Source organism: Desulfosporomusa polytropa (assembly GCF_055380075.1).
The window spans coordinates 323,203-338,217 of the sequence record NZ_AP042400.1; the positions used below are offsets into that span (position 1 = coordinate 323,203).

Sequence of the window (15,015 nt, forward strand, 5' to 3'; positions counted from 1 at the left end):
AGGAAGGAAAAAAGATTGAAGTGGGTATTCTTTATAAGATATTGAATTTATTTTTTAAAGGCATAAAACTAATATTATTATCATTACTAGTAATACTTTTATTACCAATAATTGTAGTAAAGTATCTTTTTGTTTTATATGTAATCATTACTTCTCCGCCTAATTATGAACAGAGAAATTCGAAAGCAAACGCTATTTACGAAGCTTTAGAAATGCCTATAAGTTGTATAAAAGAATTTTATTACCAATGTTTGAATAAAAAAGCTTCAAATAATGATATAACAAAATCAAAATTTGAAAAGAATTTAATTCGAGGCATTGTTTATACTATAGGGATAGTTTTGTTTATAGGTCCTGCTTTAAATATGTATATTTCAGGTTACTACATCTTAAACAAAGAAAGTATAATGCAAAAAAATATACAATTAGAACAGGAAATTGCAAAAATCAAAGAAGATTTTAGAGCTTATGGAAAGGTCTATAATACAAAAAGTATAAGCTTTAATAGCTATGATAAAATAGAAAAAATAGAAGATTTCATATTTGAAAATCAGACAAGGGAAATGGAAGATTTCTTCATTAAAACTATGGAAAAAAACAACTTCAAGTTAGTAAATATATTTAATAAAGATAAGATGAAAGTTTTATCATTTAAAAAAAATCAATATATAAGTGAAATGCATTTTTCTGAAAATAAAGAGGTCAAAATCACGTTAAGAAGATATGATTCTTTTAGAGAATCCAAGTTGTATGATATTTTGAGTCCGCTTATTTTAGTAACATCCCCATTGAATCCCTTTAGACGCTTTGAAGTGTTTAATTTTTCATGGTAAGTGATAGTCAGCGGATACAGAGGAATTTTTATCGAAATCGGCAGAGATGTGCTAGTGAAGCAGGTGGATAAATGGGTGCAAAAATACAATTTGTTTTTCTTTCAAATCGAAATAATAGAGATATTTTAAGGGCAGTTTTGGATTCTCTTTACAAAATAGGATGGACATTTAATCATTCTAATGAAGGTGAATATACGTACTGGATTGATGGGCCGGTTTGGATGTTTGGCGATTCCAAAACTCTTTACGCTAAAGAAAATAAGGAATATGAGTCCATTATCAATGATCTAGCAAGCCATTTTTCTCCTTCTATAACTTTAGGAGCGGACTGGTTCAGGAAAACTGTAGAAGCAAGACTATCAATCATCGAAAAACATAATGAATGGAAAGAAGTAATGTTTTCAGTAGATAGGTATGATGTTCTCGATTCTTATGGTACAAAACAAAGAGACAAAATTATATTGCTCCTATGCAATATCTTTACTAATATTGTATCAAGTCTTATACCTTATTATGGCTTCGGTGCTACAGAAGTTGCGGGGGTTGTTGAGTCAGCAGAGGACCTTGTTGTAGAGGAAGATCATTTAGGTGATATGAACTATTTCTCTAATGAGGCAGCTAAGCAGTTGGATTTGCAGAAATTTAAGCAGACATTCAAAATCGACGCAGTCAGTAACATTGGCGTATTGCTTATCGAAAGAAATGGATTAATGGAACTCGGCTCTTAACAGTCTGTGATCTCGTGGATAGACGTAGTAGGATCTTGCCAACAAAATTCTAAATAAATATTGATGTCTTGAAGGATAAATTCTTAAATAATTCCCGCTTTATTATTATGTGATGGCCAAGGGGATTGGAGGTAATTAAGTGTTTAAAATAAATTACCGTATAACTGATTCTTTCGAAGAGATAAGGAGTTTGTCGAGTGAAGATTTTCATATAGAAGGTTTTTTTGAAATGGTATTCAATAAAAACAGATATGGTAATTATCATAATAAAATTTTAAAAGATGGTGAGAAGGGCTTAGAATCCATTACGAGCTGGCTTGAAAGGCTTTTAAGGGCATGTTTCATTTTACTCAGTTCAGATTATCTTTTAATTAGTGATGTTGAATCCTATAATATTTGGGTCGAATTCAGGAAAAAAGGTGATTTAATTTTTGCTAGTGTAATTGAGGCAGAAAAAGTCGATGGTTCATCAGATTTAGAAATATTTCAACTGACTGAAGTTAATTATCCTAACTGGTCAAATGAGCAGATTAGTTTTGATGAACTAGTTAATGAAGTGATATCTAAAACAGAGGCTTTTATAAGTGAGGTCTGCAGAATAAATGAGAATCTCCAATATAGTAGAATGATCAATGCTTTAATTGAAATGAAAAGGAAGCTGATTGAACGGAAGGCGGTTTATAGTTTACGGTGATAAGCTAAAAACAGAATTTGCCGTTTATTCGATTTTTGGACATGCCATAAACCCAACAAATACGCACCATAACAGCTATGTAAACTTGCCGTTTATTTTCAAAAAAGGACTCAAAAAGGAACAGACGTTCTAAGAAGGAAAAACCTCAAAACCCTTATAAAACAAGCGTTTTCAAACATAACCAAACGTAAACAAAAACAATATTGACACCTTCTAAGCGGTTGGCCGTAGGTTCAATTCCTACAGATACATTAACATAGATAAAAGTAAATTTCCAAAATAATGTATTGCAGGTAATTGTATTTTGTTGTCTAATGTCTAATTATAATTAGTATTTTATTTTAATTCTTAGGTATGTAAAATAATGAAGGAGGTCAATTTTATGGAAAATAAAAAAATTGGAATTTTGGTAGGAAGTTTACGCAAAGAATCATTTAGCAGGAAACTCGCTAAAATATTGATGGCAATGGCTCCTACAACTTTTGAGATTGAGGAAGTAGAGATCGGTGAATTGGCAATGTACAATCAAGATTTCGATGACGAAAACACTCCACCTGCGGCATGGACAGCTTTTCGTGGGGGCATGAAGACGTTTGATGCGATTCTCTTCGTTACGCCGGAGTATAACCGATCCGTTCCGGCAGTGCTAAAGAATGCTCTTGACGTGGGATCAAGGCCATATGGCCAAAATGTGTGGGATGGCAAACCTGGGGCAGTGGTAAGCGTGTCACCTGGTGGGCTAAGTGCCTTTGGGGCAAATCATCATTTAAGACAATCCCTTGTCTTTTTGAATGTTCCCACAATGCAGCAGCCAGAGGCCTATATTGGAAATGTTGCCGCTCTCTTTGATGATAGCAGTGCGCTGAATAATGATGGTACACGCGATTTTTTGCAAAATTTTATGAATGCATTCACTGTGTGGATTGAGAAAAATTCATCCAAAAATTAAGGGGCAATATATAGGCTGTTTTAAAGGCGGTTGTATCATGGAATATGTACGTTTTGCTTCAAAGGTTATTATGCGAATAGACAAAGGTGAAGAAATAGTTGCCATGCTTAGAAATTTTTGTGCAGAGCATAAGATAAAGCTGGCTTCTGTTTCGGCCATCGGGGCAGTTAACAAGGTAAGTATCGGCATTTTTAATCAGGATACCAAAGAATATCATCCAAGCGAATTTTCCGGCAACATGGAAATTGTGAGTCTGATGGGGACAATTACGCAAATGCAGGGTGAAGTATATGCGCACTTGCATATAGCTTTAGCAGAAGAGTCCTATCGTCTCTTTGGAGGACATTTAAATGCAGCTTGGGTCGGCCCCACCTGTGAATTAGTGCTGGATGTAATTGATGGACAGGTTGATAGAAAATTTAGCGAAGAAGTTGGGCTTAATCTGTTTAATTTTAAATAAAGCATAAATAACGCCAAAGAATGTGGATTAATTGCATATTATATTTGCAATAGATTCCTTCAGGGACGGCTTATCGATGATTGATGTGAACTGAACCATAATAAACAAAATATGTTTTGACAAATTTATACGATTATTGCAGGATATATTATATAAATAGGCAAATATATCAAATAAGTTAGTAGTTGTGACTAATTAATAAAAGATGAGAGTGAGGTTGATGAAATGAAGGAAGACATTAAATTTTTTCGCTGCAGTATTTGCGGCAATATTGTAGAACAGATTAAAAATGGCGGAGGACAATTAGTCTGCTGTGGCAAACCAATGGAAAAATTGGAGGCTAATACCACTGATGCCGCTGTTGAAAAACATGTCCCTGTTGCTGAACGCAAGGATGGAAAGTTGTATGTAAAAGTTGGCAGTGTTGAGCATCCTATGACTGAAGCACATTATATCGAATGGATTGTCGTTGCTGATGGTACAAGTACTCAACGTATTTCTCTTTCTCCATCAGATAAACCAGAAGCAATCTTCTGTGATAAAGAGTATGCGGAAATTTATGCTTATTGCAACCTTCACGGTCTTTGGAAAGCTACTATTTAACTAAAAAGGAGATTTCGTTTCTATTTGAGTCAGTAGCGGCCATTGAAAAAGAGCATGAAGAAAGATACAAAAAGCTGCTTGATATTCTTAAAAATAGTACTGTTTATTTTGTAATTAAGGCTGACAAAAGGCTCAACCTGTAGTGGATTGCTGCAGGTTGAGCCTTTTACATAGCAAGTTGTGAGACCAGATTTGGTTTAGAGGAGAAATAGTATGAATGGCCTCTCTGAAAGTAGAACAAGAGAAAGAACTGGATGCTTTGGCTGATGGGATTATTGAAAGTGTAAAGGCATAGTATTATTTTAGCAATGGTTTTTAATAAAGCAATATTACAAGGAGTGGATGCTATGTTAATCAATAAGAGTATAATCGACTTTGTCGATGATCTTGCTTCAGATTCGCCAATGCCAGGAGGCGGAGGTGTAGCCGCTTTGGCTGGTGCATTGGGAGCAGGTTTAGGTTTAATGGTTTGTAGTTTGACTGAAGGAAAAGAAAAATATAAAGATATGTACGAATCTATTAATAAACTTAAGCAGAAAGGTACGCATTTAAAAGAAGAACTAGTACAAGGTATTGATGGAGATGGTTACTCATATTTAAGTATTGTTAATGCGTATAAACTTCCTAAAAATAACGAAAACGAAATTGAAATTAGGAACAAAGCAGTTCAAGAAGCAACCAAGGAGGCCGCACGTTTTTCTTTGTCGGTTGGGCAGAAATGCCTTCAAGTTATGAATTTTGCAGTAGATGTTGTGCAGTCTGGTAACTTGAACGCAGCCAGTGAGTCCTTAGCCTGCGGATTACTTGCTTATGCTGGAGTTTACGCAGCCTTGGCAACCGTTGAAATCAATCTTGCCTCCATTCACGATCATCTATTTGTCCAAGAGATTCTTGCAATTAACATTCCTATAAAAGAACAGGCGGAAGTTTTAAAAGAAAAAATAACCTCGGAAGTAGCTAAACGTATTGTAATAAACTTATGATAAAATCTCAAATACTTGAAGTTTAGCTGGCAAGACTCGGCTAGGTGTATGTCTCGCTATCAGAAAAGTAGTAATAGGGTAGCACAATACTTACACATGAGCATTAATAATAGAACCCCCGTGCTCTAAGTGGCAGCAGCAGATTAGAAGCTAGCACAAGAGATACGGGGGTTCTGCTTTGAATAGGTTGTATCATCTTTTGATAATAACAGCAAATACCTATTGGCGCGTCGAACTGAATAGGTCAGAATTGTTGTTGAAACTAATAGCAGTAGAAAAATCACAGCAAAACGTGGGCAGTATATAATTCCCTTCCCAAAAAACTCAATGCCAACTATTAAAATTACCCAATAATAGCGAATGATATTTAATACTCCATATTGATTTAATTCAAAATATATATTGTATTCATTCATGTAGAAAAAAGGATAATTAAAACTTGCAAAGAATAATTATAGTATAAAAATAATTGGAGGGATTTGCTAATGGCTGACTTAATGTATAAATGTGTAGAATGTGGTTGGATTCTTGAATTAGAAGAGGATGGTAAGAAGCCGGAAACTTGTCCGAAATGTGGTGCTAATGCAACTATTGTACCAATGGCTCAAGAACCCGGAAAGTTTGGATGTACTGGGAAATAACTTAGGGGGAACTCGTATAATATCTGGTGCAAAAATTTCACAAAGTTAAAGTTTCTTCTAACATTTACCAAACTATCAAGCTGCTATACCCATAATTTTATTAATGAACTCAACCTTAGACGGGGCAGATTGAATTTCTTCAACCTGCCCCGTCTAATCATATGCATGGCTTCAATTCCACAAATTGTTTTTTCAGCAGTTTTAAAGCTGTCAAATCCCAGCATTGGCTTTAGTTTTCGTTTGATAAACCGATGGTCTTGCTCAATAATACGCCCTCAGCGGAATTCATCCTTTCGGCCAATTCCTTCTTCGCCTCTGCAACCTCTTCTTTAGTCTTTTTTGGATATATCCTTGAAACAGTTTTTTAGGTTATCAACATTGCTTCCGGCATCCCTTGTAAGATAAATAGTACGACTGCTAATTACCGTGTAATGCAGATAATTAACGGTCGTACTATTTTATTATTATAAACCAATGCAACAAGTACACTTACTTAGCAAAAATTACTGCCTGCATCATAGGGACGGTTCTATTAATGCATTAAAAATTAAATGGTAAAATGATATTGAGGTGATCACTAATGCCCCGACAAACGCGACAACAGAGCCAAAGCGAGATATACCATCTAATTATTCGAAGGATTAATAAGCAACTCGTATTTGAAGATGAAGTGAATATTGCGCCTCAAGTGAGATTTGTGTCTACTTGCAAGGGTTCAGGTTATTAACGCAGTGGCTCAGTTGCCATTAACTTAGACGAGGACGGAGGTTTTGTCCAGTGTTGAAAGTAGGTTGTATAAAATTTTGAATTATGATTGGATAATTTTTACTTTCACCGAGCAGATTTCATAGATGATAACAGTTAGGCAGCATGTGTATTCTATGGTACAATATGTGTATGAATAAGTTTTAGTAAAAGATGTGGCAGTTGTTGTTTAATGCTTCGATTGTTTAAATTTTCCATAATAAGCAATAATAGATGTATAAATGATTAGTTTAGTGAGTAACGCTACGCTAGCTGATAAAATATGTGTTGAGTAAGGAGGCTACGAGAAAATGAAAGCTAAGGTAAGTTTTAATAATACAATGGAAAAATATAGAAAAAAAGTTATTACGGCTACATTGAATGGTGTACGGCTTGAAAAGACTGTTCGTGTGCGACCTCGAAGCGAAAGTGAAAAAATTGCTTTGTGCCATGCCGTTATTCATACAATTAATGAAGCAAAACGTTCCGGACGACTAAAAAAAACTGATAGAGGATATGCGTTGTCATGGAAATTCTGAGAGAACGTCTTAGTAAGTGCAAAGCGATTCAGGAGATATTGCAAAAACAAATGACGGTTGCCGGGATAATTAGCGAAGCATTTAAACAGTATAAACTTACCCCGGTCGTAGTAGGCGGATTAGCTGTAGAATTTTATACATTATCCAGCTATCTTACTCAGGATATTGACATGGTCATACCGGGTGATTCTTATGCAAATGAAATAATGCCTGCATTAGGATTTAAAAAATGTGATAGTGCATGGGTATGTGAACAAGATCCAACAATTATCGTAGACTTTCCGCGGAGCCCGCTGGGTGGATCGTGGGATAAGGTGCTACCAGTGGAACTAGAGTCTGGGGAAATTGTATATATGCTCTCCATTGAAGATATTATCATAGATCGTTTGTTAGCCGTTAAGTATTGGGGTGATCCAGAAGAATGGTCTCAATATATGATGGCTGCTCACTATGATGATATCGATTGGGACTACTGCTTAAAGCGAGCGGAAGAAGAAGTATGTTTAGATGTATTCAATAAAATTAAGGCATTGGCTGAAAAGTACAGACAGGCGTTTAATGAGAGATAACGAACTTTGTTGTTCGACATTTATGACTCAGCATAAGTAGTTTGGCTGAGAAAAATTTTAGTAAGGGACCAATTAGGGGACCAAAACCTCGTAAAATTAGATAGAGATGATAGACTGGCTAATCAAACGCATTCTTGGAATCCATGATTTATGAGGGTTTGTAGGATTAGAAAAAACGGATTATACAGACCAAATCCAACTTCTAAGCGGTTGACCGTAGGTTCAATTCCTACCAGGCGTGCCAGTGAAATCAAGGCTTCCGAGCAATCGGAAGCCTTTTGTTATGTAAACATATGGATAGTTAATTATAAATAGACACTAATAAAGACCTATAAAACGAAAAGACAGGCTTATGAACAAGTTAGTTATGGCTGCTAAAGAAGTGGCGACGAACGCCCCACTTATGTTTGCGGGGAGGAGGCCTCCACCAGCTAAAACCGGAATTGTTGTGGAACATGTTTATTTGACGCTTCAATAATGACAAGTGCTTAAAGAATATAACCAGAATCAACTCATGCTGCCCATCGATTTAGAGGGTGGAGTTATGCTTTAGCTGTTGGCATTGCAACTGCGGCTATGCAATTGCTGTGAATTTTGCATCCGCCGGCAGCGGCTGACCCCTTGTTAGTGATGATGGAGGGAGGAGTGTCCTTAGATATCATTCTAGCACCGGTGCTGATTGGTAGCATAACACTGACGTTAGTTGCAATGTTATTTAACAAAATTATTACCAAACATAGATATTTTCGCATAATTTCATTTTACGTGGCCAATTATGTTGACAATATTAAAAGATTTGATTCATCTAGAATATAACAAAACGCATATTCCCGCTAGCTAAAGCGAGGATTAATGAGAATATCTATGGTTAAATGTAAGTAAATGCTGCTATGAAGAGCCAGATGCCTTAATAGGGTAAGTCCGATTCCGTGAGGGGGGCTAGAACGTGAGTTCCGCCTCTACTCAACTGTGAGTCTTCCAAAACATGACGCTGTGTAAGTTTAAAGTTCACACTATTTACGAATATTAGGCAATGTGTTATTTTGAAATAATAAGTTCTTGTAGTTAAAGGAGGGCGTAGCATTGAATTTACATATAGAGTTTGTAAATAAGGCGATTGAATTTTTTAAGAAAGATTCGAGAATACTTGGTATTACAGCTGGCGGTTCGTGGATTACTAAGTCCATGGACGAGTATTCCGACATAGATTTGATGATTGCTGTTGACGCCAGATACGAACGGGAGGTTTCGGACGAAAGACTCGTACTAGCCGAAAAGTTAGGAAACCTTTTAGTGGGTTTTACTGGTGAACATGTAGGAGAGCCACGGTTAATTATTTGTTTATACGGGCCAACATTACTTCATGTTGATTTGAAATTTGTGGCGTTGTCTGACATTATTAATCGAGTAGAAGACCCAGTTATTCTCTGGGAACGAGAAGGAATGTTGACAAAGGTTTTTTGTGAGAAAAAAGCTATATATCCGCTTCCCAATTTACAATGGATTGAGGATCGATTCTGGGTATGGGTGCATTATATTGCAACGAAAATTGGACGCGGTGAATTGTTCGAAGCCATTGAAACTTTGTCGTTTTTGCGGGTTACAGTATTAGGACCGCTTGCTTTAATGAAAAATGGTCACTTGCCAAAAGGTGTGAGATATATTGAACGAGACGCAAAAGAAGAATTGCCGGCGTTTATTAAAACGGTACCCTCTCACGATAGAATGAGTTGTGAATTAGCCTTGAGACATGCGATAGAATTGTATCGACAACTGAGAGAGTATCACAATACGCCTGAATTAATACGTCGAAAGTCAGCTGAAGAACAGTCTATCATTTATTTAGATGGCATAATGAAGAACTTAATGTATAAAGAGGTTAATGAGTATAGTTAATTTGAAGTTGCGGACGGTAAGTTGACATGGGAAGGGGGCGAGGAATATGAACTGGTTTCATTCAAATTGCTGTACAAGAAAATCAATAAAATACCTACTTGCTATCGGCAGCGTCATTTTATTTTTAAATGCGATCCCGATAGTGCGGACAATAGGAGGCGATATTTCTTTGGTGATAATGTTATAGTTGGCTCTGTTTAATACCAATTTAGGCAAAATAGAAATTCCCAACTCATTTTCAATCATGGACATGATGGTATAGTCATCGATAACACGGTATTGAATATTTGGTTGCAAATTACTTTGTTTGAATAATTCCAATGGTTGGCTAAATTCACCTTCATTGAGAAGGATAAATGGTTCACTGGATAATTCCTCCAAACAAACTTTTTCGTGGGAAACTAAAGGGTGATTGCTCGGTAGTATGGCCAGCATTTCATCTTGCCGCAAAGGTATTGTAGTGAGATCAGAAACAGCATCTGGATTAACAAATCCGAAATCGACGCTGCCCTCCTTGATCCATTGTGCTATGCTTGTGTATTCACCTTGATGAAGTTCAAAATTAACGGATGGATACTGTTCTTTGAAATCTTTCATCAATTTCGGCAGCCAATGGCAGGAAATGCTTGTAAAAGTTCCCATACGAACAATTCCGCTTTGCAGGCCCTGCATTTCTTTACGTTTTTCCATAAGCTCACAGTAAGAATTATGCAATTTTTTAATATAAGGCAATAATTCCTTGCCATCTGATGTGAGTGCAATGCCTTTGCGCGAGCGAAGCAAAAGCTTAGTAGACAGTTCTTGTTCTAGGGAACGTACCATCTGACTGATGGCTGATTGTGTATAGCCGAGTTTTTCGGCTGCTTTGGTAAAGCTGCCGGTTTCGATTATAATGATAAATGCGCTATAGCGATTCATTGCTTACTCCTGATACATTAGAATATCTTATATAAAGATTATAAGTATTCATTTTACTTATTGTCAATATGCGTGTTAAAATAAGTAGAAAATTGAGGAGAAAACTAATGAACGATAATATTGTACATTGGAAAAACGGTATTAAAGACGGCATTCCAATTTGTCTTGGTTATTTTGCTGTTTCATTTACTTTTGGTATTATGGCAAAAAATGCTGGGCTTACGCCGTTCCAAGCCGTTTTTATGTCATTAACAAACCTAACGTCAGCAGGGCAGTTTGCCGCGCTTGGATTAATTGGAGTATCTTCAACTTATATTGAAATGGCGGTTACGCAATTAATTTTGAACTTAAGATATTGTCTGATGTCGTGCTCGATTTCGCAAAAACTGGATTCAAAAAAAGCCTTTCTACATAGGTTTTTAGTTGCTTATGGAGTTACAGATGAAATATTCGGAGTGTCGGTTTGCAAAGCCGGCACATTAAATCCGTTTTATAATTATGGATTAATGAGTGCTGCTGTCCCAGGTTGGACATTTGGTACACTGCTTGGTGTTCTTTCCGGGAGCATTTTGCCGGAAAGAATAATAAGTGCTTTGAGCATTGCTATCTATGGTATGTTTTTAGCAATAATATTTCCCCCGGCTAGAGGCAATAAACTATTAGCTTGTATAATTTTGATATCTATGTTGATGAGTCTGTTGTTTGCCAAGCTTCCGGTATTTTCCCATGTTTCAGCGGGTTTTAAAATCATAATTTTGACTTTACTGATTGCAGGAATAGCAGCGTTGCTATTCCCCATAAAGGAAGAGGATGAAGAGGAGACGGAAGACTTTGGACAGTGCGTTGCGCCTGCTCTTGAAAAGGGAGGAGCCGAATGAGCAATAATATCTATTTGTATATATTGGTTATGGCTGTAGTTACATATCTGATAAGGCTGATACCTTTGACCTTAATACGAAAAGAAATCAAGAATAAGTATATAAAATCCTTTTTATATTATGTGCCCTTTGTGACACTGGCTGTTATGATATTTCCTGCTATACTGGATTCTACCGCAAATCGATGGTCGGCTTTGGGTGGATTTATAGTTGCGGTTATTCTTGCGTATCGGGGCCAGAGTCTATTTAACGTTTCATTGTTAGCATGTGTTTCGGTTTTCTTAATTGAACTTATAACCTATTGAAAATATAAAAATATCTAAGCGGTGGCCGCAGGTTCAATTCCTACCAGGCGTGCCGGAGAAATAAAGGGTTTGCGGACAACGCAAACCCTTTATTTATGTCAAGGTGCCGTTCATTTTCAAAAGCCACCACAAATAAACACTATTTCATGCTTTTTTCTTTCGGCTGTTTGGTGAACTGTTCTTTGAAGTATAGATAGTTTATTTTTTGCAGAGTGTTGGTTTGCATCTAATTTGTATTTTTCAAGAGTACTTTTATATTATATTCCTTTGAGGATGTACTTTTTCTTTGATTTCACTCTGTAAATGTGTTATATTGTTAAACGATATTCAGGGCGATTCATGATATGCGTTTTAAATATGGCTCTAAAATATGTCGCAACTAAACTTACTAGAAAAGAAGGGACTTAAATGAATCTTTTTCGCACAAAACCCCTTTCCTCTTTGACGGAGGATGGCCAGCAGCAAAAGCTGAAAAAAAACCTTGGAGCCTTGGATATGGTATTTCTGGGTGTTGGATGCATTATAGGTACAGGTATTTTTATCTTTACAGGCGTCGTTGCCGCTAAATACGCCGGTCCTGGTATTATTATATCTTTACTTTTGTCTGCTGTTGCCTGCGCTTTCTGCGCGCTATGCTACTCCGAAATGGCCTCTACCGTACCTGTTGCCGGAAGCTCTTATACTTATTCTTATACAACAATGGGGGAAGTTTTTGCCTGGCTTGTAGGCTGGAGCCTTATTCTGGAATATTCTCTGGCTGCCAGTATGGTAGCTGCCGGCTGGTCAGCCTATACGATCGGACTTTTTAAGTCAGCAGGTTTCGAGATTCCCAAAGCCTTTACCGCTGTTGCCGCTGATGGAGGCATGATTAACGTACCGGCCATGCTGATTTTGTTGTTCTTAAGTGTACTCTTAGTACGAGGCACAAAAGAAAGCGCCACTGTCAACAAAATCCTCGTAGGGGTAAAACTAACGGCTGTGTTTATCTTTTTATTTCTGGCAGGTCCGAAAGTCAATCCAGCCAATTGGTTTCCTTTTTTGCCCTTTGGTTTTTCCGGAGTAATGACTGGCGCGGCAACCATTTTTCTGGCTTATATCGGTTTTGACTGTGTAGCAACAGCCGCCGAAGAATGCAAACATCCTAATCGTGATTTGCCTATCGGCATTATTGGTTCTCTTATCGTATGCGCCATTTTGTATGTGTTGGTTGCAGCAGTGCTTACAGGGGTAATCCCATATCAAGATCTGAACAATGCTGAGCCTGTAGCATTTGCTTTGCGTCAGATAGGGTATAACATGGGGGCGGCCCTTGTTGGCACCGGAGCCATTGCCGGTCTTACTACTGTACTAATGGCTGTTATGTACGGTCAGACCCGTGTTTTTTTTGCCATGTCACGTGATGGTTTGATTCCCGCCAGCATCTGTAAAGTACATCCTAAATATGGAACCCCTCATATTGTAACCATCGTATCCGGCATTATTGTTGCTGTTATCGCCGGCCTTACCCCTGTCGATATTCTTGCTGAACTAGTTAATGTCGGTACTCTTTTTGCCTTTTTAACAACAGCAATTGGTGTACTCATTCTGCGTAAAACCGCACCCAATGCCCATCGTCCCTTCCGCTGTCCAGCCGTCAATTTTGTAGCACCGGCTGCTATTTTATGTTGTGCCTATCTTATGTATAGCCTGCCTACTCAAACCTGGATTCGGTATTCAATATGGATAGCCATCGGTTTAGTTATTTATTTTGGTTATGGCTATTGGCACAGCATCTTAGGACAAGCAGAAAAGGATTCAGTAAAATAGGAGAAGTTCTAAACGCTTCCACGCCGGACTCGAAGACTACCAAGATCTGTTGCGTGATCTCAATCAAGCAACAGGGTACTTATAGTAAATAAGTATGCTGTTGGGTGGGGCAGGACAAAAGGGGCTGTTGCAAAGGAATAACCGGGATATAGCAGGGATTAACAGGGGAGCTCTCAAACATTAACTCAGTGGTTCAGTTGCCATTAACTTATTCAGTTAGCAAGATCCCGGAAAAATTAATGTAAAATCATCTTCATTCTAGATGTGATGCGTTCAGGCCAAATATAGCCAACTAATTTATAATCATTTATCAATGATTCGGGAGTAGCTATTTTTTGCAGCGATTTATTTGATTGATTGAGTGTGTCAAATCGAATACCTTTATCACTAATGTCGCGAACGATACCAACTCTAGCTTTATTTAATTCGTCTATCCATATAATTATTGATCCAACTTTTGCGTCTGCTGCCGCTGTTTTTACAACCCATTTACCTTGAGAAGCCTGATCTAGCCAAGAACCTGGTAAGCCACTCCAGTCAAATCCAGGTTCAGGCGCGATTTTATCAAATTCTTTAGCTACATAACCTTCAGGTGACGATTCATTATAACCCTTATACAAAGGGTCACAACTAGAGTTTCAGGCAAATGAGGTTGTGGGTATGATTGTAAGCGTAACAACAGCAATTAGGAGCGCAAACAGAGTCTTTTTCATGCAGTATTCTCCAATACAAGAAACTATTATTCTAAAAGTGCTATTTTTTCATGAGCATCACAGGGACGGTTCTATTGATGCGTTAAGATTAAATTGTAAAATGATATAGGTGATCACTAATGCCCCGACAAGCGCGACAACAGAGCCAAAGCGGGATATATACCATCTAATTATTCGAAGGATTAATTAGCAAGTTATTCAGCGATTATGAATCAACAGATCGTCCCTGTGATGCCCTTAAGTGGCCGGGAGATAGAATGAATTCATAATTGATTTTAATACCTTGGTAACTTACTTTGCTCAATATAATACTCCTTCGGGCCAATTTCCTTCATTCGGTTATTGGTTTTTAACCAGCGGTCGCGAAGGTTTTCAGAGAAAAGGCGTTTATCACAAGGAAACTGGCTGCATTGAAAGCAGAAGTCCACTCCCTGCTCCTTGTGGCAGGTTTTGACGGTGCAATCTATGGGACAGTGGCAATCTTCACTTCGGCAGCCGCCACAGTGAGCGGAAGAAAAGTAATCGAGCAAATGCTCGAAGTCCTGATAATGATTAAATGCTGGCTGTACAGCAGACTTAATTTTGGCCAGGCGGCCGTAGTTTCCGAGAAGTTCCCGAAGCGTAGTGGCGTGGTGCTTTATTTCACCAGCGCTGTGATCGGCGCACCGCCCACAGTCGAGGCCGCAGGGTGAGAGGTTAGGGAGTATGTCTTTATAGGTCATGGGGGATTCCTCCTTATTTAAAGATGGCTGCTGA

Annotated in this window: 18 protein-coding genes and 1 pseudogene; 15 read left to right on the forward strand and 4 right to left on the reverse strand. The window is 37.7% G+C overall.

Going from position 1 to position 15,015, the window contains the following annotated elements; genetic code table 11:
- Window positions 1-20 precede the first annotated feature (20 nt).
- The 8 genes from ACZ449_RS03115 to ACZ449_RS03150 all read left to right on the forward strand — a co-directional run bounded on the left by ACZ449_RS03115 (window position 21) and on the right by ACZ449_RS03150 (window position 5,891).
- On the forward strand, window positions 21-833 hold the full coding sequence (locus ACZ449_RS03115; protein ID WP_464259606.1) for a hypothetical protein: 813 nt from the start codon (window positions 21-23) through the stop codon (window positions 831-833).
- Between the two features lie 71 nt (window positions 834-904).
- On the forward strand, window positions 905-1,561 hold the full coding sequence (locus ACZ449_RS03120; protein WP_464259607.1) for a hypothetical protein: 657 nt from the start codon (window positions 905-907) through the stop codon (window positions 1,559-1,561).
- Window positions 1,562-1,700: 139 nt separating this feature from the next.
- The gene (locus tag ACZ449_RS03125; RefSeq protein ID WP_464259608.1) at window positions 1,701-2,255 is read left to right on the forward strand and encodes a hypothetical protein; all 555 of its coding nucleotides are present in this window, start codon (window positions 1,701-1,703) and stop codon (window positions 2,253-2,255) included.
- 382 nt (window positions 2,256-2,637) lie between these two features.
- Window positions 2,638-3,204, forward strand: a complete 567-nt coding sequence (locus tag ACZ449_RS03130) for an NADPH-dependent FMN reductase (protein WP_464259609.1) — start codon at window positions 2,638-2,640, stop codon at window positions 3,202-3,204.
- 37 nt (window positions 3,205-3,241) lie between these two features.
- A complete protein-coding gene (locus ACZ449_RS03135; protein WP_464259610.1) occupies window positions 3,242-3,664 on the forward strand; it encodes a PPC domain-containing DNA-binding protein in 423 nt (140 codons plus the stop codon).
- 225 nt (window positions 3,665-3,889) lie between these two features.
- Window positions 3,890-4,267: a desulfoferrodoxin gene (locus ACZ449_RS03140; protein ID WP_464259611.1), complete on the forward strand. Its 378-nt coding sequence runs from the start codon at window positions 3,890-3,892 to the stop codon at window positions 4,265-4,267.
- Window positions 4,268-4,614: 347 nt separating this feature from the next.
- Window positions 4,615-5,250, forward strand: a complete 636-nt coding sequence (locus tag ACZ449_RS03145) for a cyclodeaminase/cyclohydrolase family protein (RefSeq protein ID WP_464259612.1) — start codon at window positions 4,615-4,617, stop codon at window positions 5,248-5,250.
- Between the two features lie 485 nt (window positions 5,251-5,735).
- Complete coding sequence (locus ACZ449_RS03150) at window positions 5,736-5,891, forward strand: hypothetical protein (RefSeq protein WP_464259613.1); 156 nt, start codon at window positions 5,736-5,738, stop codon at window positions 5,889-5,891.
- 83 nt (window positions 5,892-5,974) lie between these two features.
- On the opposite strand, the pseudogene ACZ449_RS03155 reads toward ACZ449_RS03150, so the two are convergent.
- A pseudogene (locus tag ACZ449_RS03155) lies at window positions 5,975-6,160 on the reverse strand (DDE-type integrase/transposase/recombinase); the annotation flags it as partial.
- 786 nt (window positions 6,161-6,946) lie between these two features.
- Between ACZ449_RS03155 and ACZ449_RS03160 the strand changes: the two are divergent.
- From ACZ449_RS03160 to ACZ449_RS03175, 4 genes are all read left to right on the forward strand, one after another.
- Window positions 6,947-7,174, forward strand: coding sequence for a hypothetical protein (locus ACZ449_RS03160; protein WP_464259614.1), 228 nt, complete (start codon window positions 6,947-6,949; stop codon window positions 7,172-7,174).
- Window positions 7,162-7,743, forward strand: coding sequence for a DUF6036 family nucleotidyltransferase (locus ACZ449_RS03165; protein ID WP_464259615.1), 582 nt, complete (start codon window positions 7,162-7,164; stop codon window positions 7,741-7,743). Before ACZ449_RS03160 ends, ACZ449_RS03165 begins: the two co-directional genes overlap by 13 nt.
- A gap of 594 nt (window positions 7,744-8,337) precedes the next feature.
- Entirely contained in the window at window positions 8,338-8,559 is a 222-nt protein-coding gene (locus ACZ449_RS03170) for an HPP family protein (RefSeq protein ID WP_464259616.1), read from the forward strand.
- Window positions 8,560-8,826: 267 nt separating this feature from the next.
- A complete protein-coding gene (locus ACZ449_RS03175) occupies window positions 8,827-9,639 on the forward strand; it encodes a nucleotidyltransferase domain-containing protein (protein WP_464259617.1) in 813 nt (270 codons plus the stop codon).
- 57 nt (window positions 9,640-9,696) lie between these two features.
- Here ACZ449_RS03175 and ACZ449_RS03180 read toward each other — a convergent pair whose 3' ends face one another.
- Complete coding sequence (locus ACZ449_RS03180) at window positions 9,697-10,557, reverse strand: LysR family transcriptional regulator (RefSeq protein ID WP_464259618.1); 861 nt, start codon at window positions 10,555-10,557, stop codon at window positions 9,697-9,699.
- A gap of 107 nt (window positions 10,558-10,664) precedes the next feature.
- Here ACZ449_RS03180 and ACZ449_RS03185 point away from each other — a divergent pair, with 107 nt between their 5' ends.
- From ACZ449_RS03185 to ACZ449_RS03195, 3 genes are all read left to right on the forward strand, one after another.
- Complete coding sequence (locus ACZ449_RS03185; protein WP_464259619.1) at window positions 10,665-11,435, forward strand: AzlC family ABC transporter permease; 771 nt, start codon at window positions 10,665-10,667, stop codon at window positions 11,433-11,435.
- Window positions 11,432-11,740: an AzlD domain-containing protein gene (locus tag ACZ449_RS03190; protein ID WP_464259620.1), complete on the forward strand. Its 309-nt coding sequence runs from the start codon at window positions 11,432-11,434 to the stop codon at window positions 11,738-11,740. Before ACZ449_RS03185 ends, ACZ449_RS03190 begins: the two co-directional genes overlap by 4 nt.
- Before the next feature lie 408 nt (window positions 11,741-12,148).
- Window positions 12,149-13,546, forward strand: a complete 1,398-nt coding sequence (locus ACZ449_RS03195) for an amino acid permease (protein ID WP_464259621.1) — start codon at window positions 12,149-12,151, stop codon at window positions 13,544-13,546.
- A gap of 236 nt (window positions 13,547-13,782) precedes the next feature.
- Here the strand turns inward: ACZ449_RS03195 and ACZ449_RS03200 are convergent, their stop codons facing one another.
- The gene (locus ACZ449_RS03200) at window positions 13,783-14,166 is read right to left on the reverse strand and encodes a hypothetical protein (protein WP_464259622.1); all 384 of its coding nucleotides are present in this window, start codon (window positions 14,164-14,166) and stop codon (window positions 13,783-13,785) included.
- A gap of 368 nt (window positions 14,167-14,534) precedes the next feature.
- The gene (locus ACZ449_RS03205) at window positions 14,535-14,981 is read right to left on the reverse strand and encodes a DUF3795 domain-containing protein (RefSeq protein WP_464259623.1); all 447 of its coding nucleotides are present in this window, start codon (window positions 14,979-14,981) and stop codon (window positions 14,535-14,537) included.
- Window positions 14,982-15,015: the final 34 nt, after the last annotated feature.

Bases quoted from the DNA above. Each gene is read 5' to 3' on its own strand.
- ACZ449_RS03130 (WP_464259609.1), top strand. From the start codon at position 2,638: ATGGAAAATAAAAAAATTGGAATTTTGGTAGGAAGTTTACGCAAAGAA.
- ACZ449_RS03180 (WP_464259618.1), bottom strand. From the start codon at position 10,557: ATGAATCGCTATAGCGCATTTATCATTATAATCGAAACCGGCAGCTTT.
- ACZ449_RS03195 (WP_464259621.1), top strand. From the start codon at position 12,149: ATGAATCTTTTTCGCACAAAACCCCTTTCCTCTTTGACGGAGGATGGC.
- ACZ449_RS03185 (WP_464259619.1), top strand. From the start codon at position 10,665: ATGAACGATAATATTGTACATTGGAAAAACGGTATTAAAGACGGCATT.
- ACZ449_RS03205 (WP_464259623.1), bottom strand. From the start codon at position 14,981: ATGACCTATAAAGACATACTCCCTAACCTCTCACCCTGCGGCCTCGAC.
- ACZ449_RS03120 (WP_464259607.1), top strand. From the start codon at position 905: ATGGGTGCAAAAATACAATTTGTTTTTCTTTCAAATCGAAATAATAGA.
- ACZ449_RS03135 (WP_464259610.1), top strand. From the start codon at position 3,242: ATGGAATATGTACGTTTTGCTTCAAAGGTTATTATGCGAATAGACAAA.
- ACZ449_RS03145 (WP_464259612.1), top strand. From the start codon at position 4,615: ATGTTAATCAATAAGAGTATAATCGACTTTGTCGATGATCTTGCTTCA.
- ACZ449_RS03150 (WP_464259613.1), top strand. From the start codon at position 5,736: ATGGCTGACTTAATGTATAAATGTGTAGAATGTGGTTGGATTCTTGAA.
- ACZ449_RS03140 (WP_464259611.1), top strand. From the start codon at position 3,890: ATGAAGGAAGACATTAAATTTTTTCGCTGCAGTATTTGCGGCAATATT.
- ACZ449_RS03160 (WP_464259614.1), top strand. From the start codon at position 6,947: ATGAAAGCTAAGGTAAGTTTTAATAATACAATGGAAAAATATAGAAAA.
- ACZ449_RS03165 (WP_464259615.1), top strand. From the start codon at position 7,162: ATGGAAATTCTGAGAGAACGTCTTAGTAAGTGCAAAGCGATTCAGGAG.
- ACZ449_RS03190 (WP_464259620.1), top strand. From the start codon at position 11,432: ATGAGCAATAATATCTATTTGTATATATTGGTTATGGCTGTAGTTACA.